General features: G+C 50.3%; 22 protein-coding genes and 1 pseudogene. 13 read left to right on the top strand and 10 right to left on the bottom strand.

The features are described 5' to 3' along the window. Positions 1-53 precede the first annotated feature (53 nt). Positions 54-1,258 (bottom strand): IS3 family transposase gene (locus tag OCH02_RS20925; protein WP_261432880.1). Its coding sequence is split into 2 segments (ribosomal slippage): positions 54-940 and positions 940-1,258, totalling 1,206 coding nucleotides; the frame shifts between segments, so codons are not numbered across the junction. A gap of 1,423 nt (positions 1,259-2,681) precedes the next feature. Here OCH02_RS20925 and OCH02_RS20920 point away from each other — a divergent pair. The 3 genes from OCH02_RS20920 to OCH02_RS20910 all read left to right on the top strand — a co-directional run bounded on the left by OCH02_RS20920 (position 2,682) and on the right by OCH02_RS20910 (position 4,689). Then, complete coding sequence (locus OCH02_RS20920) at positions 2,682-3,407, top strand: transcriptional regulator (RefSeq protein ID WP_261432793.1); 726 nt, start codon at positions 2,682-2,684, stop codon at positions 3,405-3,407. Next, a complete protein-coding gene (locus OCH02_RS20915) occupies positions 3,391-3,831 on the top strand; it encodes a hypothetical protein (RefSeq protein ID WP_261432792.1) in 441 nt (146 codons plus the stop codon). The genes OCH02_RS20920 and OCH02_RS20915 overlap by 17 nt, the downstream gene beginning before the upstream one ends. A gap of 483 nt (positions 3,832-4,314) precedes the next feature. Continuing rightward, a complete protein-coding gene (locus OCH02_RS20910; protein ID WP_261432791.1) occupies positions 4,315-4,689 on the top strand; it encodes a transcriptional regulator in 375 nt (124 codons plus the stop codon). A 457-nt stretch (positions 4,690-5,146) separates the two neighbouring features. Here OCH02_RS20910 and OCH02_RS20905 read toward each other — a convergent pair whose 3' ends face one another. From OCH02_RS20905 to OCH02_RS20885, 5 genes are read right to left on the bottom strand one after another with little or no spacing between them, the layout of a single operon-like run. Then, positions 5,147-6,523, bottom strand: coding sequence for an FKBP-type peptidyl-prolyl cis-trans isomerase N-terminal domain-containing protein (locus OCH02_RS20905; protein ID WP_261432790.1), 1,377 nt, complete (start codon positions 6,521-6,523; stop codon positions 5,147-5,149). Next, positions 6,520-6,999, bottom strand: coding sequence for a hypothetical protein (locus OCH02_RS20900; protein ID WP_261432789.1), 480 nt, complete (start codon positions 6,997-6,999; stop codon positions 6,520-6,522). Before OCH02_RS20900 ends, OCH02_RS20905 begins: the two co-directional genes overlap by 4 nt. A 14-nt stretch (positions 7,000-7,013) precedes the next feature. After that, positions 7,014-7,661, bottom strand: coding sequence for a helix-turn-helix domain-containing protein (locus OCH02_RS20895; protein WP_261432787.1), 648 nt, complete (start codon positions 7,659-7,661; stop codon positions 7,014-7,016). Next, positions 7,658-9,313 carry a PglL family O-oligosaccharyltransferase gene (locus OCH02_RS20890; protein ID WP_261432786.1) on the bottom strand — a complete coding sequence of 552 codons (1,656 nt, stop codon included), beginning with the start codon at positions 9,311-9,313 and terminating at the stop codon, positions 7,658-7,660. Before OCH02_RS20890 ends, OCH02_RS20895 begins: the two co-directional genes overlap by 4 nt. 20 nt (positions 9,314-9,333) lie before the next feature. Then, on the bottom strand, positions 9,334-9,651 hold the full coding sequence (locus tag OCH02_RS20885; protein ID WP_261432785.1) for a hypothetical protein: 318 nt from the start codon (positions 9,649-9,651) through the stop codon (positions 9,334-9,336). A gap of 442 nt (positions 9,652-10,093) precedes the next feature. On the opposite strand from OCH02_RS20885, the gene OCH02_RS20880 reads away from it, so the two are divergent. The 10 genes and pseudogenes from OCH02_RS20880 (at position 10,094) to OCH02_RS25450 (ending at position 19,301) form a co-directional block, all read left to right on the top strand. Further along, the gene (locus OCH02_RS20880; RefSeq protein ID WP_261432784.1) at positions 10,094-10,627 is read left to right on the top strand and encodes a fimbrial protein; all 534 of its coding nucleotides are present in this window, start codon (positions 10,094-10,096) and stop codon (positions 10,625-10,627) included. Positions 10,628-10,725: 98 nt separating this feature from the next. Continuing rightward, positions 10,726-11,262 carry a fimbrial protein gene (locus OCH02_RS20875; RefSeq protein ID WP_255851282.1) on the top strand — a complete coding sequence of 179 codons (537 nt, stop codon included), beginning with the start codon at positions 10,726-10,728 and terminating at the stop codon, positions 11,260-11,262. Positions 11,263-11,314: 52 nt separating this feature from the next. Continuing rightward, positions 11,315-13,870 carry an outer membrane usher protein gene (locus tag OCH02_RS20870; RefSeq protein WP_255851283.1) on the top strand — a complete coding sequence of 852 codons (2,556 nt, stop codon included), beginning with the start codon at positions 11,315-11,317 and terminating at the stop codon, positions 13,868-13,870. A gap of 87 nt (positions 13,871-13,957) precedes the next feature. Beyond that, positions 13,958-14,740: a fimbria/pilus periplasmic chaperone gene (locus OCH02_RS20865; RefSeq protein WP_410001272.1), complete on the top strand. Its 783-nt coding sequence runs from the start codon at positions 13,958-13,960 to the stop codon at positions 14,738-14,740. A gap of 61 nt (positions 14,741-14,801) precedes the next feature. Continuing rightward, a complete protein-coding gene (locus OCH02_RS20860) occupies positions 14,802-15,461 on the top strand; it encodes a fimbrial protein (RefSeq protein ID WP_255851284.1) in 660 nt (219 codons plus the stop codon). A gap of 13 nt (positions 15,462-15,474) precedes the next feature. Beyond that, the gene (locus OCH02_RS20855) at positions 15,475-15,978 is read left to right on the top strand and encodes a fimbrial protein (RefSeq protein ID WP_261432782.1); all 504 of its coding nucleotides are present in this window, start codon (positions 15,475-15,477) and stop codon (positions 15,976-15,978) included. Positions 15,979-15,990: 12 nt separating this feature from the next. After that, the gene (locus tag OCH02_RS20850) at positions 15,991-16,491 is read left to right on the top strand and encodes a fimbrial protein (RefSeq protein WP_261432781.1); all 501 of its coding nucleotides are present in this window, start codon (positions 15,991-15,993) and stop codon (positions 16,489-16,491) included. A gap of 10 nt (positions 16,492-16,501) precedes the next feature. Further along, positions 16,502-17,077 carry a fimbrial protein gene (locus OCH02_RS20845; protein ID WP_261432780.1) on the top strand — a complete coding sequence of 192 codons (576 nt, stop codon included), beginning with the start codon at positions 16,502-16,504 and terminating at the stop codon, positions 17,075-17,077. A 158-nt stretch (positions 17,078-17,235) separates the two neighbouring features. After that, positions 17,236-18,084 carry a DUF4402 domain-containing protein gene (locus OCH02_RS20840; RefSeq protein ID WP_255851287.1) on the top strand — a complete coding sequence of 283 codons (849 nt, stop codon included), beginning with the start codon at positions 17,236-17,238 and terminating at the stop codon, positions 18,082-18,084. A gap of 872 nt (positions 18,085-18,956) precedes the next feature. Next, a pseudogene (locus OCH02_RS25450) lies at positions 18,957-19,301 on the top strand (hypothetical protein). A gap of 34 nt (positions 19,302-19,335) precedes the next feature. On the opposite strand, the gene OCH02_RS20835 reads toward OCH02_RS25450, so the two are convergent. The 4 genes from OCH02_RS20835 to OCH02_RS25505 are packed head-to-tail and all read right to left on the bottom strand — an operon-like array spanning position 19,336 to position 21,099. Continuing rightward, on the bottom strand, positions 19,336-19,551 hold the full coding sequence (locus tag OCH02_RS20835; protein ID WP_261432779.1) for a hypothetical protein: 216 nt from the start codon (positions 19,549-19,551) through the stop codon (positions 19,336-19,338). Next, a complete protein-coding gene (locus OCH02_RS20830; protein WP_261432778.1) occupies positions 19,548-20,432 on the bottom strand; it encodes a VENN motif pre-toxin domain-containing protein in 885 nt (294 codons plus the stop codon). The genes OCH02_RS20835 and OCH02_RS20830 overlap by 4 nt, the downstream gene beginning before the upstream one ends. A gap of 29 nt (positions 20,433-20,461) precedes the next feature. Continuing rightward, positions 20,462-20,887 (bottom strand): DUF6911 family protein, encoded by a 426-nt coding sequence (locus tag OCH02_RS20825; RefSeq protein WP_410001271.1) that lies wholly within the window; start codon positions 20,885-20,887, stop codon positions 20,462-20,464. Then, positions 20,848-21,099, bottom strand: a complete 252-nt coding sequence (locus OCH02_RS25505; protein WP_410001270.1) for a deaminase — start codon at positions 21,097-21,099, stop codon at positions 20,848-20,850. Before OCH02_RS25505 ends, OCH02_RS20825 begins: the two co-directional genes overlap by 40 nt. Between the last annotated feature and the right edge of the window lie 194 nt (positions 21,100-21,293).

The following is a 21,293-nucleotide window of genomic DNA, read 5'->3' as shown; positions in this document are numbered from 1 at the left end:
ATAGCCGCAAACCAGTTGGATTTGGCCCTATATATCCAGACGCTTTTTCTCTCTTACGGTTGCGATAACTTCCTGCGTATATATTCCCGTGGTGAGCGGTACCCCAGCGCACTGTGGGGGGGATGCTCGTTGTAATGACTGAACGCTATCGCCAGATTCACCAGCGCCGACCGACTATCTGCTTTCGGCATTATACTGATGTAATCTCGCTTGATCGTTTTCACGAAGCTTTCTGCTATGCCATTACTTTCCGGACTGTGTACTGCTGTCGTGCACGGGTCAAGCCCCAGCATCCGGGCGAACGCCCGCATTTCATGTGCCCTGTAGGCCGAACCATTATCCGTCAGCCATTCCAGCGGCTTTGACGGCAGTTGCTGTCCGAAGCGCTTTTCCACCGCTCCCAGCATCACATCCTGCACGGTTTCTTTGTCATAGCCACCTGTGCCCGCTGCCCAGTCGATGATCTCCCGGTCACAGCAGTCCTGTGCGAAGGTCACCCGCAACTTTTCGCGATTGTCGCAGCGGAACTCGAAGCCATCTGAGCACCAGCGCCGGTTACTCTCGGCCACCGCCACGCGTCCTTTATGGGCCCGCTTCCGATGATTATCAGCAGGCTTAAGCTCGAGAAGCAGATGGTGGGTGCTCATAATGCGGTACACCCGTTTTGCGTTAACAACAGGCTGTCCGTCCCACTCAGACTCCCGCCGCAACAGCGCCCATACCCGTCGATAACCGCACGTGGGCAGGTCAGCCACGGCGGTATTTATCCGGGACAACACAGCAGTATCGTCAAAACTGGAATGTTGTCTGCGGTCTTGCCAGTCAGACTGTCGGTGAACCCTGATACTCAGTTGCGTACGCGACACTCCAATGCTCCGGCAGATGTCGGCTATTCGTCGTCCCCGGGCAACAAGGGCGCATGCGCAATCCATTTTTTTGCCCGGCCGAACTCCACGGCCTCTTTAAGTATTTCAGCTTCCATCGTCTTTTTACCCAGAAGGCGCCGGATCTCGCGGATTTGCTTGTTGGCCGCAGACAGTTCGGAAGCGGGTACGACCTCTTCGCCGGAGGCCACGGCAGTCAGGGAACCGTCTTCATACTGCCTGCGCCATTTGAAGATCTGGTTGGCATTGATACCATGCAGGCGAGCGACATGAGACACGGTCATACCGGGCTCCATAGTCTGCTGAATAATGACAATTTTTTCCTGAGGTGTACGACGCTGGCGCCGCTCTGGTCCTGATAACACTTCAACCATCTTATTATTCTGACTGGTGTTAAACATAGGTCTAAGACTAACTCTTATTTTAAGAGAGGCGAAGTGTCTAGTGATCTATGGGGCCAGTCTACCAGTAGCCTGATGATTGCTATCACCAACTGAGTGTTATGTGCTTAATTTTCAATTTTTTCTACAAAATTAGTTATGATGAGCAGGATGTGAATCAAAGTACGGTATCAGCTAATGAGCACAACGATGTTATTGAAGCAGCTACAAAATATGTCGAGTCTTTACGCAGCGGTAATGTTGATGTGTTGGCTGATATTTTTCATAAGGATTGTGTGACGTACGGAACTGTTAATAGTGAGCTTATGGGGAGCAAGTAACTCAATGGCTTATTTCATTAATAACTATGGAAAATCTCCTGAAGTTATTTTTCATATTGACATTATTAATATTAAACCAACCACAGGATTCGTGCGGATTGTTATATGAAATGATGCTGTTGGGTCTAATATTCACGACTACTTATCGTTTATTAAACTTGATAAGGGTTGGGATGTAATTGAAAATATTTTTCATCAATTCGATAATGTTTCTTCGTTAAATAACCAATTTTTTATAAAATAATTTATGATAATTAGATTATCAGCAGAAATGTGAGTATATATACATCAGCATCAAGTCCAACCCTCTGGCTTCAGCAATACCATATTGTTTTGGAGTACTAATGTGTTTCGAGGCATAATAGGTTTACCCGATGAAAAATGAAACCGTAAATTGCAGTTTGAGAGCTTACGTAAAATCTGCATATAAAACGTTCTTAGCGTCGGATATTTTCTGTTTTCCAAGCTGAGCCCTTTATCGATACCTCTGCAATCAATGCCCCACAGCGTTTTTCTTTGGTTAGCAAAATCATAAAAAACAAAATAATTCAATGCGATAACTAGATTTTTATGATCGCGTTTTAGTACAACTGAACCTCGTGAATTAAGCGTTGCGTTGATGATTTAAGCTACCAATTTTATCTGGTGCCAGCCCAAAAAACAGGTGAATGCAACTTTCCGGTTTACCTAGACTAATGCGGCAGGACTGTCGTTTTAAACAACAGCGTACAACAGCAAGAGTCGTCGAACACTCCTGCGCAGAGCGATTGAAAGTAACTAAAAACAATCCCACTTTGATTTTTTATATACTAAGTTTTATGCGTACATGCAATTCCTCATTATAAATTTATTTAAATTTTTAATAAATGCAATCCCAATAATTTGCATTCAACGAAAATGATCACTATATTAAAATATGGCAGAGTTTTCTTATAGAATGGACTTTATAATCTCTGATTAAATAATGTTGTGTGGTCGTTAATTCTGAAGGGGAGTGTATGGAGTACATAATAAACAATTATGTGAGTTTTAACTCATCGGATGGCACGTTGTTTTGCCAGGATGACAGTATTGATATGATCACACTTAATCGGGTGAGTAATGAATTGTTATTGTTGTTTATCCAAAATGTTGGCGTTCCGATAAGCCGAGATAAGTTATTAAATGAGCTATGGGAAAAAAAAGGCCTGAGCGCGTCTAATAATAACCTCAATAACTATGTCTCTATGCTGAGAAAGGCACTGGCACAATGCGGTTTCCCTGGTGTCATTTCCACGATTCCAAAGCATGGTTTTTTATTTGAAGCAGATATTATATATATCACTCCTTCTGTGATCTCACCTGACGTTACTGAATATAATCAATCCCCAAGCCCGCCAGTAGGTCATAAAGGTAAATGGATGGGGAGTGGTTTTTTTTTATCCAAAAAAATAAAAATAACGACCTTTTTTTTAGTTTTACTCACTGCAGCGGCTACAGCCTATATACACGAAAATCTGAGACTCAACTCGGTAAGGAGTGAGATTTTTCGTTACCAGCAATGCCGATTTTATCTTATTGATGATATGACCCGCCGACTTGATAGAGGTAGGGTGATTAACAGGATTAATGCCATTATTAAGGATGAGAAAATAAACTGCGCCATTAAAACGAACGTTTATTTTTCAGTAGACAAAAAAAAGAATACGTTAGATAATTATGTCTTTTTAGAACTGCTCGGTTACTGTACTTATAAAAGCAAGGCGCCTTGTGAAAATTACATTTACTCCAGAGTCGAAGGTGTATATGAAAATAAAAACTAAACTTGTAGTTTTTTTTCTCGTTTTAACGGCTTGTGTAATTTATTGGATAAATTTCCACAACGACAAAGGCTTTAATTGCTGGGCGCGCTTGCACACCCAGGGTAATGTGGGAAATTGCAATGGAAAGAGCGTGTATGATATTTTTTTATCCATGCACTCCGGTGGGGAAGGCTATATTCTTGTCTCTGGAGAATGGTCATGTAAAAACTCATCACCGAAGAGTGTCGATGGCATAATGAATTTCAGTTATATTAAAAATGGCGATTACTATTCTATCCATATGAAGGAACGGAATCCGCAACTTGAAGCCATATTTCGTGTTTTAACATACCGCGATATAAAGTTAAAAGTGACTGCGATTAATTCTTCGGACTTTGTCCTGACGCTCCCTAATGAAACATTGATGCTATGTACTGAAGATTAATATTGGGAGTTTGGATAGAGTGGAGAATTGTAATTGCCACCCTATAAAATTGGTGATGTTCTACACCATGCCTGTTTTTCGCACTGCCTGTTTCAGCAGATTTTCTTGGTCACGGTCAACGTAACAGGCAGAGATCATCCGTCAGTGCCCAAGCTATTCTGGCTCCAGGTGACAGGATAAAAATGAACGCTGCTATGCCAATGCCGCCAAGATTTACGACGGTGGTAAACCTTTTCCGATGAGTTACATTTATATGAAAGATAAACCTATAAAAAACTATAAAGCAGAATATTAATCTATGAATGGTGTTGTATTGATTATATAAAACCAAATCGTGTTTTTAAGTGGTAACCTCTCTCATGCTTTGACGCTGGATGCATGGCTTGCGGATATTCCGAGTAAGTGAATGTGACCAGACAACTTGAAACTATCCTGGGTATCCACCCTTGGACTAATGAAACGTTCTAAACGAGAGGGGGTTCTGTGCCAAATCATATTTTTTTTGAAAATAATGCGTTACTTCTGAAATCTCGGGTGCTGCAGCTCAAGGGCCAAAATATCGTCGTTGCTCTGAGTAAAAATCAGGCCCTGCTGATATACTGTCTAATGAATAAAATAAATGAAAAGGCGTTATTGATTGAATATATATGGCCCAAGCAGAACCATGACTTGATGGAGGCTCGTTATAATCAACTTATTTTCAAAACGCGGCGCGCTCTAAATGATAATGGATTTCCGTCGGATTTTATTCTGACCCTCAAGGGCTTTGGTCTTTGCCTGAACAGTGATTTCTTTGACATGAAAGAAAAAAGCTTTGACCGTGATGTTTACATGCGAACACAACCTTTTATTTTATAGGTTGCGGAGGGTTTGTATTAATTGTAATTGAATGTAGTTACATGTTTATTTTTTCTTATGTTGCGTGAGCTTGCGCAAGTTAGGTTGTTTTATTGTTGCCATCTGTTCAATGTTGACACCCAACTATGTAATGTTTCATTTGTAGATTGAGTCTTTATTTTTATCCCGATAGTGCTTGTGGTCTGTATTGTCGATGTGATGACCTGTACTCGATGTTGCCGCGATGTTTCGAAAAAACATAATGGCCTGGGTCTATGCTATTTTCTATTCCGTAGATATTATAATAAATCACGCCAGGCAAACTCTTTGCATGTATTGCCGTTGCGTGACGCGTTGATCAAATAATGATGTGTTGTTAGTTCTGTGATATTTTTCCCCCACGCTTCCGTCGCAAATGAATCCCCCTGTCAGCGATAATACTGCTGACGGGGCGTGTGGCTATTTATATCGAAACGGTTTATTGCGGGGCATGGCTATTGTCAATACGTAGCGTATAGACCATGGTGGCATTAGGCGGCACCTTAGGCGGATAGCCGGTCTCCCCATAGGCCAGTGTTGGCGGAACCACCAGGGTCAGTGAACCGTGGTTCCGGATATAGCTTATCGCCTCCCGGAATAGCGGTGGAAACGCTGAAAGCGGTTGTGACAAGACCTTTCCATTAAGATCCATGTCCTGAATGACGGTGTTGTCGGTCAAGGTTTCTTTCACCACCACGTCAATGACTGCATCCTTTGCAAGTTCACTATCGCCGACGTAATCGACTCGATACCAGAACCCCATCGGAGAAAGGGTTGCACCTTTCATTTTTTTAAACTTAGCGAGATAGTCGTCATCGCGGATCGCTTGTGCATGAAGTCGTTTATCGCGTGCCGCATTGGCGGTGGCATCTGTTTTTACCATTAATTGGGCCAGTTGCTCCTGCGGCAGCTGCAAGTGCCCTGTAACGCTGTCGATAACGCCGGCCAGCAAGGCATCCCGCTCCACGGCGACTCCCCATTCTTGGCGCTCGGCTATCATCGCCTGAATATCCTGACCCAGCGTTGAACCCGCGGCGTAGGATAGACGGGTTTTCTCCTGCGCCAGTTGCTCTGGTGTCATATTCCATGAAGTCCGTTTACGCAACGCGGCCAATTCTGTTTGCGCCTGGTTTGTTACCTCCTTCTGCTTGGCCAATTTCTGTTCATTGTCCAGTAGCGTTGCGCGCAAGGCCTGTAACGTATTTTCAGTCTCCTGCTGCAGTTTTTCACGTTCACCTTCGGCCTTTTGCGCTGCAACGTTGAGACTCTTGATCTGTTCGTTGGCCAGGGCTGCCGCTTTTTGTGCCCGATCTGTCTGTTGTGCCGCCTCACGAAGCAGGGCGGTAGTTCGTTGTGCATCGGGTGATCCACGCCAGGCGTCTCCCAGACTGACGACCCATTGTTTCAACGGTTGCAGGTCAGGCAATTGGGGGGGGATAACAGCGGGTAGTAAGATTTTTTCTGCACGCAAAGCGCTAACTTCCTTACGAAGCGTTTCCAGCTCGATGTGTTGCCGTGCAAGTTGCTGTTTACTGGCTAGCAGCGATTGATGTTGCGTACTGGGTTTACCCTGCGGGGCTACGGTGCTCTGTTTCTCCGGCCTGCGGGCGGGCTGTGCCGGATTTTTCGTCGATACGGCGACGCCTGACGTCGACGCTTTTTCTGTGGTCGCCGGCTTTTCAAGCACCTGTTGTTGATATTGTTCGGCAAACTGTAATAACGCAGGCACACCGTCATCCGCTGAGACGCTGCCGGTTATCATAAGGGCTGCTAATGCCGTGTAACTTCGGGTGAACAGCCATTTTCGTTGACTCATTTCACCGTTTCCTCTTTAACCTGCTCCGCTCGCTCAGCCAGGCCAGTCAACACGGCTTGACTGACTCCGGCGCACAGGTAGTTGATCTTGTAACGATATAGAGCATCTACCGTTTCCTGGGTATTGTTGTTCACCTGAACGCGCAGACTCGCATACTGTGAGGCGCCATTCATCAGGTTGTCGAAGGCCTGTTTGTACTGCTGATGCTGTTTTGGGTTAATTTTAATCAACGCGCCTAATTGCTCCTGGCACAGCGTTAATCGCTCGATCTCACGGTGCTTGAGCTGGGCATCTTCGGTGATGTTTTGTTCTGTGGTGGCAGGGTCCTTGGTGGTTGGCTTGCCTGATTTTTGCGTTTGGCAGGCTATAGAACCGAGGACCATAAGGAACACGATGCCCATACGAATTGTGTGACTGACCGATTTGTTCATTCTTGGTGCGCATCCTGTTGAGTGGGTTTTTTCTTCATTTATCATGATGATATAACTCGTTACCGAGGTGTGGCTTGATTGGCGTTACTCTTCCGAGGAGGAGACAGTGATTGGGCCTCGATGAGGCTCTGCGGCAGCCCGTTCTGGTTGCACAACCAGAGATACAATTCGTAATTACGAGAGAGCCCCAACTTGCGCATGGCGGCACATTTATGGGCGCTGACCGTTTTGATGTGCACACCGAGCTGCATGGCTATTCGCTTAGGCTGCAGCCCCTGCGCAATGGCGGTCAAAATTTGGCCTTCTCGGAACGTTAGTGGCGGATTTTTGCACAGGGCATCAGCGGTAGCGCTGTCATTGTGTTTTTTGAATGCCGTCTCAATTAACTGCCGCACGGTGTTTATGCTGTCGCGGCGTTTGATGATGCTGGCCCGGTACAGCGTTTGTGAAACTGCCCGGTATCGGAGGTTATCCTGGATCAGAAGTACATTTCGCCGGGCATTCATCATGGCTGTCGAATAGGCCTTGAAGAACGTGGAGGGCTCATCCGTTACTATTATTAGGTCGGCCAGATAGCGATTCTGATGAGTTAAAAAGGTGACTGTTGTGTCCCTAGACAATTCCTCCATTTGCAACAGGGCACTGAGGCCCTGTGCAAAATATTGATTGGGGTCTTGTATAAAGATATTGACGTGGTTTTTTTTCATCGCCTTTCCTGGTTATTTTGCGTTGCAGTGCTATCGACTGAAGGGAGGGAGAAACGAATATCGGTCGGGAAAAACAATGCCGCCTCACGGCGATAACGCTCTGCGGTTGCTGGGTGTTTCTGGTGCAGTAATACGGGGATCAGGTTGGCGTAAACGTTCTTATCGATGCGTTGTTGCAGGTAGGTTTGTGCCCACTGGCTGTAGTCTTCCAGTAGACGTTCATCACGCGTCCGGTTGTATGTCATCAGGGCACCGACCTGCTCATCAAAGGTAATACGTTCCTGAAGCAGTTGACGAGTCAGAGAGGGTAACGTCTTTAAGGGGGTGACATCTTCCATGCCAAACCTTTCCACTTGCGTGAGAGTAAGCCCTCCCTTAAGGGTAAAGCTGGTCAGCACGGTAATACCCAGCGCCAGAACAGTCAGGGTCCGATTCAGTATTCTGCTTGAGATGTTCGGCAAGGTGCTTAGGGTTGCCTCTGTTGTGCTGAGGCGGTCCGCCATGGCGAGCAAAAGCAGGAATATGACGAAATGCAGCGTCGAGAGGTAGAACGGAAACTCCAGCAGACTGTGGATAGCCATGGGCAATGCGGCAATACTCAGCGCTGTCGTCACCCCGGCCATGCGATGACCGGCCATTAGAGCAGAACGGTCCCGTTTTATAGCCTGCCTGACAATAGTCCCTATGCCGATAAGAACCAGCGTCATGCCAGTTAGCCCTATCAGGCCACCCTCAACGACCCACAGCAATATTTCGTTATGCGGATGGCGAGCAATTTCGGTCACCTGAGTGGGCGAAGCCTGGGAAACGCGAAAGTGCTGAAAATCATACTCGAACCCGCCATACCCCCAACCCTGCCAGGGTCTGTCAGCAATCATGGCGAGCGTATCGCGTAACATGGTCCAGCGAGACAGGTTGCTGTGAGAGTGGTCGACCAGGGGAACAAGGGATTGCCCCAAGAGCAGCAATGTACCACCCAGGATTACACCAGCGGTCAGTGCTGCAATGGCACGGACCGTTCGTGGCGAGTTGAGACGACCAAAACGAAAAAGGAGCAATACTGCGGCGATGCCACCTAACCAACCAGCCCGGGACTGAATGCAAATCAGAACGGCAGAAAGCATCGCCAGTAGGATCAGCAAGCCGCACTGGCGTGCGTGCTCATTCCTGGCTCGTTTTGAGGCCAGTCCAGGCAGCAGCAGCAATGCAAGGGTCAGGGTAACGCCGGTAGCGATAAAGCTGGCGAGGACGTTCGGCTGAAAGAATGAGCCGTAGACACGGTTGCCATAGAGAGGGACCCAGGCATTATCAGGCACAAGCCACTGCTGTCCGGCAATAACGGCCTGTACAGCAACCAAAAAGAGTAAGCCATAGAGTGCCGCAAGCACCGTACATCGGCGCCAGTGTATTTGCAGGCACGAAACAAACCAAAATAGTCCAAGTACGGTACCGCCAACCCGCCAGGCGGCACCCGTAACTCGCATGTCTGTTGTATAGGTTAACGGGAAGGCCAATACGACAACTCCCGCAGTAAAATAGGCCAAGGCAGGTGAGACTATAATCGCGCGATAATTTGCGGCACGCCGAAACCAAAAGCCAAACAACCCCAGGGACAGTCCCAGACATATCAGAATATTGACATAGAAGGCCAATATTAACTCCTCGCTATTTATTATTTATTAATGGCTTTTGCCTGTAAAAAATTATCGACTGGAGAGGGGATGATTTTCTCTATCGGAAACCAGCGTAGCGAATTGTTTACTGCTCTATTACTGACGACGACATGATTTTTTCTAACCATATCGAGTAGTAAATAACGTGCTCGATAAATCCCGATATCAAGAGCCATCGCCAATTGCCGCGTAGAAGGCCAGCTCGCCTGCGGTGGTAACCTATTGTTTGTTACTGGCGGTGCTAACTGTTGCAAAGCGATAAGTAACGCGTGCTGTAGCCGAAGGCTTTCTCTGCGTGTGACCTTTAGCTCCGCCATTGTATTCGCTCCATGATCCCATCCACACCCAATGCCGTTATGTGTCGCTGAATGTGGGAATGCGCCCCTTTAGTGGTTCATTGTAGTGCAATTTTGTGTTTTGGCGATCTATAAAATCGCATATCAATATAATTTCAGTTGATTATGTCGCAATAGTGTTTTTCACGATCGTATATTTTGATTTTTACCTCAAAAAAAAAGGTTGCTAGTTTTATATTGTTTTTTTATTTGGTTTTGATAAAAAAGCTCTCAGTTTAATATTTTTTTTGCAATAATTAATTTCAGAACGAGGGTGTCCTTTGTTCTTATTCTGGATCTGCATGTTGTTTTAACGTGAGTCGATTTTATCTCTTTTTGAGTTATTGTTTTTGCGTAATGGATTGTGCAGTCCGGGGTCCGGAAATAAAACTTTAATCATTAATTATCATTAGGAAATTTACAAATGAACCTGAATAAGACACTTCTGGCTGCCGTAATTGCGTTTGGTTCAGCTTCTATGGCACATGCCGCTGACCAGGGTCACGGCAAAGTCACCTTTACCGGTTCTATTATCGATGCACCTTGCTCTATCGCACCGGAGTCTATCGATCAGACCGTTGATATGGGGCAGATTTCTAATGCTGCGCTGAAAGACAGTGGCCAGTCCACACCAAGAAACTTTGATATTAAACTGGAAGATTGCTCATTCGGCACCCCGGCTGCCAAGAACAAGGTACAAGTGACCTTCACCGGCATGGAATCTGTGGCGGGTAACGGTCTGCTGGGGATCACCGGTAATGCCAAGGGCGCCAGCGTCGCTATCACCCAGGCTGATGGTCAAGTCATCACACTGGGTCAGGCTACCAAAGAACATACATTGCAGGACGGTAACAACACGCTGAGGTTCGCTGCTTACATGCAGGGTGATGGCGCGTCAGCGACCATTACTGAAGGTGACTTCCAGGCTGTGACTGACTTCACCCTGGCGTACAACTAAGCCCCTTTTATTCCCTTTATTTTAAATATTGGTGTGTCTATGCATGCGGGGTTCCCGCATGCCTTTTTTATGCGAGTCGCCCAAAGGAATAATGGAAGATGCACATTAATAGAAAAACGTTAATCGTATTTTCCTGCCTGTTTCCCCCTGTATTATTTTCTGCGTATGCCGCCGGTGACCTGGCGGGGTGGGGACGGGTTAATATGCAGGGAAGTATTATCGATACCGCCTGTGCTATTGCGGTGGACAGTCGTGAGCAAAGTATCGATATGGGAGTTATTCCCGTGGCCGATATTATTCGTGATGGTCAGGGGCGCAGTAAACCTTTTTCCATCGATCTGGTTGATTGTGTGCTTGAGCGCCCGGGTAAAGAGGACTGGAAACAATTCCAGGTGACCTTCGACGGTGACACGGAAGGGGATTTATTTGGTGTTCGCGGCGGCGCGTCCGGCGTGGGACTGCAAATTTCTGATGGCTCGGGGAATATTGCGTTACCCGGAAAAGTCTTGCCGTTTGTCGATATTATTCCCGGCAGCATGCAATTGAATTACTCCCTGAAACTGGTGGCGAATAATCACGCTTTGAAGTCCGGTGATTATTTTTCGTCAATTCGTTTCAAACTGGATTATTTCTGAATACCTCGGGCACTGCGTCGGAAACGATTATTTAAAATAAAAAGGTAAGGATATGGGATTGTCACCAACAGGAAAACTGGTTCGACTCCAGGCGGTGGGACTGTGCGTCTCGCTGGCACTGGGCACGCCGATGACCGTGGTCTACGCGGCAGACGACATTCAGTTCAATACGGATGTGCTGGACGTCAACGACCGAAAAAATATTGACCTGAGCCAGTTTTCCCGTGGTGGTTACATCATGCCGGGTACCTACGGCATGGTGGTACATGTCAACAAAAATGACCTACCGGAGCAGCAAGTGCCTTTTTATGCACCAAAGGATGACCCGAACGGCAGCCGGGCCTGTATCAGCAAAGCGCTGTCGAATGAGCTGGGGTTCAAGGAAGGCGTGTTCAAGGATCTGACCTGGTGGCATGACGGTGAGTGTCTGGATGAGAGCAGCGTGCCGGGGATGGAGGTGCGGGGTGACCTGGCCACCAATGCCCTGTACCTGAGCATCCCGCAGGCCTTCCTGGAGTACAGCGACGAGAACTGGGACCCGCCGTCACGCTGGGACGAGGGTATTCCGGGTCTGCTGTTTGACTACAACGTCAATGCCCGCAGCCAGCGTCAGCAGCAAGGTGGCAGCAGCACACAGAACCTGAGTGGCAACGGCACGACCGGGGTGAACCTGGGGGCCTGGCGCCTGCGGGCGGACTGGCAGGCCAACCTCAACCATCAGACCGGGGCGGGGCAATCGACCAGTAAGCAACTGGACTGGAGCCGGTATTACGCCTACCGGGCGGTGCCGTCGCTGCGTTCGAAGCTGACAGTCGGGGAGAGCTACCTGGATTCGGGCATGTTCGACAGCTTCCGCTTTACCGGGGCGAGTCTGATATCGGACGACAACATGCTGCCGCCTAACCTGCGTGGGTACGCCCCGGAAGTAGTGGGCGTGGCGAAGACCAACGCTAAGGTGGTCATCAGCCAGCAGGGGCGGGTGTTGTACGAGACGACCGTGGCCTCGGGGCCGTTCCGCATTCAGGACATCAACGATGCGGTCAGCGGTGAGCTGAACGTGCGGGTGGAAGAGCAGGACGGCAGCGTGCAGGAGTTTGTGGTGAACACCGCGAACATCCCGTACCTGACGCGGCCGGGGGCGGTACGTTTCAAGCTGGCGGCGGGTAAGCCGTCGGACTGGCAGCATCATTCGCGCGGCCCGGTGTTCGGCACCGGTGAGTTTTCCTGGGGGATCAGCAACGGCTGGTCGCTGTACGGGGGCGCGCTGGCGGGTGGGGATTATAACGCGTTGTCACTGGGTATCGGGCGTGACCTGATGCTCTTGGGGGCGTTGTCGTTCGACGCCACGCAGTCCCGGGCGCGCTTGTCGCAGGAAGAGGGCACGCTCAGTGGCGGCTCTTATCGCCTGAGTTACTCGAAGAACTTTGACGAGTACGACAGCCAGGTGACCTTCGCCGGCTACCGCTTCTCGGAGCAGGACTTCATGAGCATGAGCGAGTACCTGGATGCGAAATACTACGGTACCCGGACCGGCAACGGTAAGGAGATGTATACCGTCACCTTCAACAAGCACTTCCGCGACTGGGGGCTGAGCAGCTACATCAACTACAGCCATCAGACCTACTGGGACCGGCCGGCCAACGATCGTTACAACCTGACGGTGTCGCGTTATTTCGACGTGGGCCGGTTTAAAAACCTGAGCCTGTCGCTGTCGGCGTACCGCAATGAATATAACGGCACCAAAGACGACGGGGCTTACCTGTCGCTGTCGATGCCGTGGGGTGACAATTCTACGGTGAGTTACAACACCACGGTGAACCGCAACGACACCACCCACCGGGTGGGGTATTACGACCGGATTGACGAACACAACAACTACCAACTGAGCACCGGGACCTCGCGCAGCGGGGTGAACGTGAGCGGGTATTACAACCATGAAGGCGACACGGCGCGCATGAGCGGCAATGCCAGCTACCAGGAAGGGCGCTACAGCGCCGTCGGGATGTCGATGCAGGGCGGAATGACGCTGACGGCGAACGGGGGCGCGTTGCACCGTGCCGGCACGGCGGGCGGCACCCGGATGCTGATTGATACCCAGGGGGTGGCGGACGTGCCGGTGCGCGGCTATGGCAGCACCAGCCGGACCAACGCCTGGGGCAAGGCGGTCATCGGCGATGTGAACAGCTACTACCGCAACAAGGCGAGCATCGATGTGAACCAACTGGGTGACAATGCCGAAGCCACCAAATCGGTGGTCCAGGCGACGCTGACCGAAGGCGCGATTGGTTACCGTCAATTCGACGTGATTGCCGGCGCCAAGGCGATGGCGGTGATCAAACTGGCCGATGGCAGCGAGCCGCCGTTTGGCGCGACGGTGATGAATGCGCGTAAACAGGAGACTGGCCTGGTCAACGACGGCGGCAGCGTCTACCTGAGCGGCATTAACGCCGGTGACGCCATGACGGTGCACTGGAACGGTGGCGCGCAGTGCGAGGTGCGGATGCCGACCCCCCTGCCTGCGGACATGCTGATGAATACGCTGCTGTTGCCGTGCCATCCGGTGAGCGCCGGCGCCCCAGAGCCTGACGGAGATAAACCCACGGCGTGACAACACAAGCCTGTACCGCTGAGTGACGAGAGCGGTATGCGGTGTTAACTAACCTATTTCACAGGCCCTGAGGCCGGGAAAGAGACAATGCGAAACGACTTATTAAAAACGACTATCCCTTCACGCAGCAGCGCCGGCACGACCGCGCTGCTGACTGTCACCCTGCTGGGTGGCATGGTGGCCCAGCAGGCTCAGGCAGCGATAGCCCTGGACCGTACTCGGGTGATTTTTGACGGCAGCCAGACGTCGGTGAGCCTGAACGTCAGCAACCAGAACAAACAGTTGCCGTACCTGGCACAGGGCTGGATAGAAGACGACCAGGGCAACAAAATCCAGAGCCCCCTCACGGTGCTGCCCCCGGTGCAACGTATTGAGCCGGGCAAGCCGAGCCAGGTGAAAATCCAGGCGCTGCCGGTGGTGAAGATGCTGCCGCAGGACCGCGAGACGATTTATTACTTCAACCTGCGGGAAATCCCACCGAAGAGCACCAAGCCGAACACGTTGCAAATCGCGCTGCAGACGCGCATCAAGTTGTTCTACCGCCCGACGGCCATTGCGATGGACAAGAGCGCATCTCCGCCACAGGAGCAATTGACTTTGAGCAAACAGGGCGACAAGTATGTGGTGAACAATCCGACGCCGTATTACGTCACCCTGGTTGACGCGAGCAACAAGAAAGACGGCCCGGGCATCAAAAACTTCGAGCCGATGATGGTGCCGCCCAAGGGTAACCTGCCGCTGACGGTGAGTGCGGCGGCGGTGGGCAACAGCCCAGTGCTCACCTACGTCAACGACTACGGCGGCCGACCGCAGCTGAGTTTCAGCTGCAACGGCAGCACCTGCACCGTGATACCGGCGAAGAAGGCGTAGCAGAACAGTATCGGCGGGTGGTGCCGGGCATCGGCGAAGCGAAGGGAGACAGGATATGGGCATGACACACGAGACAGGCAGACACCGGCAGGACCCGCGTGGGGCAACCGAGCTGAAGTACTACGCCACGCTGGGCGGGCTGGCGCTGATGGTGCCGCTGACGCTGGGCACCATGCTGTGGCTGTTGCCCGGTGCGCAGGCGAAGGCAGATAACTGGGATGTTGAAGGGGCCAATGGCTCTCTGTATGTACACGGCGCACTGACGGAAAGCGCCTGTCGGCTGGACATGACCAGCGCCCATCAGGATGTTGCGCTGGGCGAGGTGGGGACGGGGCGCCTGCAGACCCTTGGCGCCCGCGGAGAACCGGTCCGGGTCGAACTGCGCCTGGCGGATTGCCTGCGCAGCGCGGCGGGCAGCCGTGACGTGCGCACCGGCGGTCTGACCTGGGCAGATAATCAGCCAGCGGTGACGGTGAGTTTTAACGCACCACGTGACGCCGATAACCCGCAGTTGGTGAAGGCGCAGGGCGTCTCGGGGCTGGGACTTCGGCTGGAGAACGCGCAGGGCGAAGACGTACGCCTGGGCAGCCAGGGCAAGCCGCTGTTGCTGACGCCGGGGCAGAACACGCTGAGCTACACCGTGACCCCGGAACGCACCCCCGCTCCCCTGATGGCTGGCAGTTATCGGGCCGTGGTGGACTTTCATCTGAGTTATGACTGAGGTGGGCAGGACGATGAAGGAAACCCTGATACGGCAGCGACAGGCCTGGCAGACACTGTCCGCCTTACTGTCCGCGCTGCCGCTACTGGCATGGGCTGCGGGCTCGGCCACGGTCACGGTCAAGGTGACCGTGGTGGCCCCGCCGCCCTGCGTGATAAACGATGACCGCCCGATTGAAGTGGAGTTCGGTGACGTGATGACCACCCGGGTGGACGGCGACAACTACAAGATGCCGGTCAATTACATGCTGTCATGCCCCGGCGCGCCTTCCAATGCGATGAAGCTGCAGGTGAAGGGTACGGGTGCGGCGTTTGACTCCACGGTGCTGCAGAGCAACAAGGCAGATCTCGGCATCGAACTGCGCCAGGGCGACAGCAAGCTGGCGGTCAACGGCTGGCTAAACTTCACCTATCCGAACAAGCCTGAACTGTGGGCGGTGCCGGTGAAACAACGTGGCGCAACCCTGACGGGGGGCGAATTCAGTGCGGGTGCCACGATGGAAGTGGCTTACCAGTAACGGGAGCGGAGCATGACCAGAACGATAGGAGTCCTGTTGCTGACCTGCGGCCTGATGGCGGGCATTACCCCGGCACAGGCCAAGGACGGTGAGGCGGACATGACGTTTCACGGTACCCTGATAGAGCCGCCGCCTTGCACCATAAACGACGGTAATCAGGTGGATGTCGACTTCGGCGAGCGGGTGGGCATCAACAAGGTGGACGGGCTGAACTACCGCCAGCCGTTGAATTACCAAATCACCTGTGACAAAGCCGTCGGCGGCAGTTGGGCGCTGACGCTCAGCCTGAGTGGCAGTGCGGCCGGGTTCGACAATGACGCCCTGCTGACGGACAAGGCCAGCCTCGGCATACGGGTGTACCAGAACGACAAACCCTTCACCCCGAACAGCACGGTGAAGATAAGCCTGGCCAACCCGCCGCGTCTGGACGCGGTGCCGATAAAACAAGCCGGTGCCACGCTAACCGAAGGGGTCTTTGAGGCCTGGGCGACGCTGCGTGCCGACTATGAATAAGGAGCGCGAGATGAAAGGAAAATCGGGCACGCGTGCGCGTTCAGGGCATCCACGCACCCAGGCGGTAGCCCTGCTGTTGGCACAGGCGCTGATTGCGATACCGCTACCGAGCCTGGCGGCGGATGACAACAACGTGCACCTGCACGGCGCCCTGGTCGCAGAGCCCTGTGTGATACTGCCGGGCGATGAAGACATCACGCTGGATTTTGGCACCATCATTGACAAGTACCTGTACCTGAACACGCGCACTTTGGGGCAAGCCTTCGATATACACCTGGAGGAATGCGACCTGACGCTGGGCAAGACGGTCAGTGTGCGCTTTACCGGCACGGAAAGCACTGCCTTGCCGGGCCTGCTGGCCCTGGACGGCGGCAGTGAGGCCACGGGGATTGCCATCGGGCTTGAGACGCCGTCGGCCCAACCGCTGCCGCTCAATCAGGCGAGTAATAAATCCCTGCTGCAGGAAGGGAGCAACAGTATTGCGCTGAAGGCCTATGTGCAGGGTGAGCCGGACGCCCTTAGGGAGCAGCGTATCGAACGCGGGCCCTTCAGTGCGGTGGCGACCTTCCACCTGGAATATGAGTAAGCATTAATTATCCCAATAAAAATACATAACAACAGTGAATAGTTTTCCTGTCATAGGTTAAATTGGTTACCGAAATGAAATGTTGAAAATAAACTACAAGTGTAAAAAATATTTTTTATGGGAGTGGTTTTATAACAGGGGGAATTTTGAGAGGTGAAATGAAAGATATTCAAGGGTATTATATGTTGGATGGTCGCGTATATTTATCAGTGCGTTCGGCTTTAATCCTCTTTGTGACTTTTATAGTAACTATCGGTTACTTGTTTTGGAGTCCGTATACAGAGGCTAGCGCATGGGTTTCTCCTCACACAAGGACCAGCAATGGATACCTAGGAGATTTTTCATGGCCTACTGAAGAAAGCGATATGGTAATTTGCAATGCTGCTGATTGTTCTGTGGCTGTATGCCATTATTCAGCGACTGCATCAGAAAAATGTGTGAACCCGTCAGCGACTTCTTCAAGGGTTGTAATACCTCGTAATGCTACTGTGAAGGATGCCCATATTGCATTTGTGAATAAAAATGGCAATAGCGGTAATTGGAGTACCATAACACCGGTATTATATGATCCAAGTACTTGTTTTGGAATTTTGTATTGGCAAGGCAGCAATAATGGAAATTATACTGGTTTAGTGATCCCAGGCTCTTACTGTGGCAAACCACCGCCTCCGACTACTAAGTGTGAGTTGATGGGGGATGTAGTTTTCGATTACGGCTCTATCTCTGCAGGGGCTGTGCAAGGCTCAAGTAAAACTGAATATATTAATGTGCAGTGTTCTGCTACTGCGAATATTATTATTACCCTCGTCGGGGAGAGGAGTATAACGCTAGGTGGGGGGATAGCCTCCAAATTATTCATCAATGATACTGATTTATCTACGGGGGCTAAAATTTCGGTTTCGCAAGGGAGCCAATCTTTTCCTATAACATCTACACTCTCTTCGGACGCAAAACCGATAGCCGGTAACTACAGCGGAAGCGGTGTTGTTGTTCTGGGATATCAATAACATTCTGTTTATCTGGGGGGACGCAAAAGTCGGTTCTTTCGTGTTAATGGAGCCAAGTCAGAAAATGTTGTGCTGCCGGATTCTCCGGCCGCCAACAAAAAATATGCTCCTGTTCTTCAGCAACGTTACCATGCCAGAGTAAACAGTGGTAAGAGGGGTAATGTATCCTGGATGCTGGATAAAGTAAGTGGAAAATATATCAGGAAAAAATCCCGACCCCAGGTTTTCATCTGGAAACTTTGCAATAGGCTATAAGTCGGAACTGCGGAGACGTGGTGTCAGGTTATTTAGATATATTTTTATTCTCATGGTTATTATCACAATAGCTATCTCTAGTGGTGTTGTTCCTAACATTTGCATAATGGTCGGGTTGTCTGAGCCTTAAACCAGGCAATATGGGGCGCTTCATAAGCGTATGAAGGGAGCAAATTGGTCTGTGGGGTAGGTGGATGCTGACTGCCGCTGTTCACTCTAAAGTGAACGGTTATGTATAGTTTTAAATAACCGTTCACGTCATAACTTAATGATTTTTTTTGAAAAAATAAAAAAGTGACTACTGTGACCTGTTTTGCCATAAATCTTTTTCTGACCAGCGGTGAGTTGCAGGGGGTGAGTCAAAATTGTTCATGGCAGTGTTTGTGTATAGCGAGATGTATAAAATGGATTTTTGTATTAAAAAATACAATCAATATCAATATGATATAGTTAATTTATCACTCCTGTGATCTTCCGCCAATCCATACCTCCCACACTCTCCTAAACCCCCGTATTCACTGGATTACATGCTCATTATTGTCTCCGGAGCTCAACCCGGCTCTACCTACATCAATAAATATTTGGGGGGTGCTTGAGCCGACCCCGGAGGATGCTGGATGAACATCACCTTTACCTCAGAACCTATCCCGGAGCTGACGATCGCAGGCGCTATGCTGGCTGAACTGGGTTTTGGACTCGGTGAACCGTTGCAGCTTACGCTCAGATCCGATGGCCTGTAGATCGCCGTCGTCACCGATGACGCCACTTGGGAAGCCGTATGCGAAGCCAGTCAGCAGCGGCAAGATTTGGGAGCGGACTGGGTACGGGAGTACGGCGAGGTGATTATCGGCGGGGATTGGCTCATTGATTCCGGGATCACTGACGCGGAACAGCTGGAGATCACCGCCGCACCTGGAGTGCTCCGGTTGCAACGGCGGGAAGGGGGAGTTTTTAGGGCTTAGAAGTAACAACCCCGGCTCGATGGCCGGGGATTAATTAAGTAAGGTTTCTTTCCGCTTGTTCAACAAGAGCACGGAACTCATTAAAGTTAAAATTCCAACTCCCATCAGCGCTATTAAAAATCTCTATTCGCAAGCCAATATCAGGCTCATTTGATATTTCTGCGACCTGATTAGTTCCAGAGTAGATCTCATAAACAACATTCTCTCGATCCGGTAAACTCACTATTTGTGCTGTTAATTTATTCATCATTTTGGTGGTTCCAAGAAACCTATAAGTTTGCCCTGTGCGTCATAACGTAATCCACGTCCACTGGACGAGATCACATCCGTTACTTGCCCATAACGCCCCGTATTATTTTGAATTACAGTCTTATTTGGGTCATTCAAGATGCTATCTACAATTTTCTGGCCTTGCTCATTGATAGCAGACGGGTTTCCCTTAGCGGAAGGGAATGAACTTCCTTCACGACTACCATGCTTTTGGAGAGCACGACCGGCTAATGTTAGGTCCCCTTTTTTCGAAGCTGGATCAGTATGTTTCGCACCTTCGGATAATTCATCGACAGTCCATTTACCGATTTGGTTGCCTTTAGTCTGATCACTTTCGTTATTCCGCGCATTCTCCTCATCCTGAGGCTCCCAGCCACCCGGCGTTCCTGATCCCGAACCACCCAAATCCGCTTTATCTTCATCCGTCAGATCTTTGGCTATATTCGGTTTGCGCGCATTCTCTTCACGCGACTTACTCGGATCTGAGCCATCATCCGCGTCCCATGCCTCATTACCTCCGGCTCCGTTAACGACCGTATTAGGCACGGCAATTGGTGGCGGAACCGGCACTGGAACCGCCAACAAGTTATTCTCAACCGCATTTTTGCCAGCTTGAGCGCCTGTCACTGCCCCCGCAGTATCGCCCGTCACCAGAGCGCCTGCAAGTCCTGCGGCCAGTTGGCTCAGGGCGCTCACCTGCTGTTTCTCGCTTTCGCTCAGTTGGTCCAGTTTCTTGTCTGGGAACAGCTGACTGGCGATAACCCGCGCTGCCAGTTCGCCGCCGCCGGCACCCAACCCGCCGGCGACTGCCGACTGGTTGTTCAGTTGCGCCGTCACCGCACCCAGCACCGCATGCGCCATCGCGTCCGACCCAGGCCGGGGTTACTGTTTTAATTCAGAAGATCCGTCGACACATTGCCAGTATCGAAGAACTCTTTAAAGACCCTGACAACAAGATCAAAGTCCTTTGTTACCTGCCTTGCTGACCAATAATCACCCAAGATATCTATCTTTTCCTCTGGCAGGCTTTTATCCCAGTAAGAACGTACCTCATAGTCATCTTCTGTTGTTTCCCCCAACATCAGTAGATAATTACCTTTCTCAGTTCTAACTTGTAACATTTCAGGGCCTGTATTATCAGTATTTATCCGATCAAGTGTTAATGTCCCAGCTTCATCCTTAAGCCCTTTTAATAGAAGCGATATATCCTCCCATTGGGAAGTTTTTTTATTTCCACCCTTGCCATGCAATGTCCAGCTAGATAAAAAAATCATAATTACTCCCTCACCTTCAGAGACTTCATTCCAGGCTGCCAATACAGAACTTTCCCTGTCTGCTCTTCATATATAGTGAGCGATTTCAATCCAGATTGTTCAGCCATTGCAGCTACATCTCCGCGACAGAAGCCACAGACAGGTTCTTTTGACACAGTCATGGTCATCTCACGACCTAGAGTCATACCCTTTTCATAAGCCTGTTGGATCACTCCTACTTCAGCATGAGCCGTTGCCATATTTCCGTTAGGCATATCTTTACCAAGCTTTTCTATTTTGGCTTGAATCCTTCCATCTATAAGTGTTGGCTTATTAATATTGAATAGACCCGGATTTCCTAGACGGTTCCGTGCCTCATGAACCAGGCACTTTCATAAACTGCAGGGGGTTGATCCTCACAGGCACTGTGGCGGCGTTTAGCATTATAAAACATCTCTACATAATCGAA

The sequence above is a fragment of the Serratia quinivorans genome, from assembly GCF_946227985.1.
GTDB classification, from domain to species: Bacteria; Pseudomonadota; Gammaproteobacteria; order Enterobacterales; family Enterobacteriaceae; genus Serratia; species Serratia quinivorans_A.
Note: the sequence above shows the minus strand (reverse complement) of the source record. Positions and strands in the feature narration are given on the sequence as shown.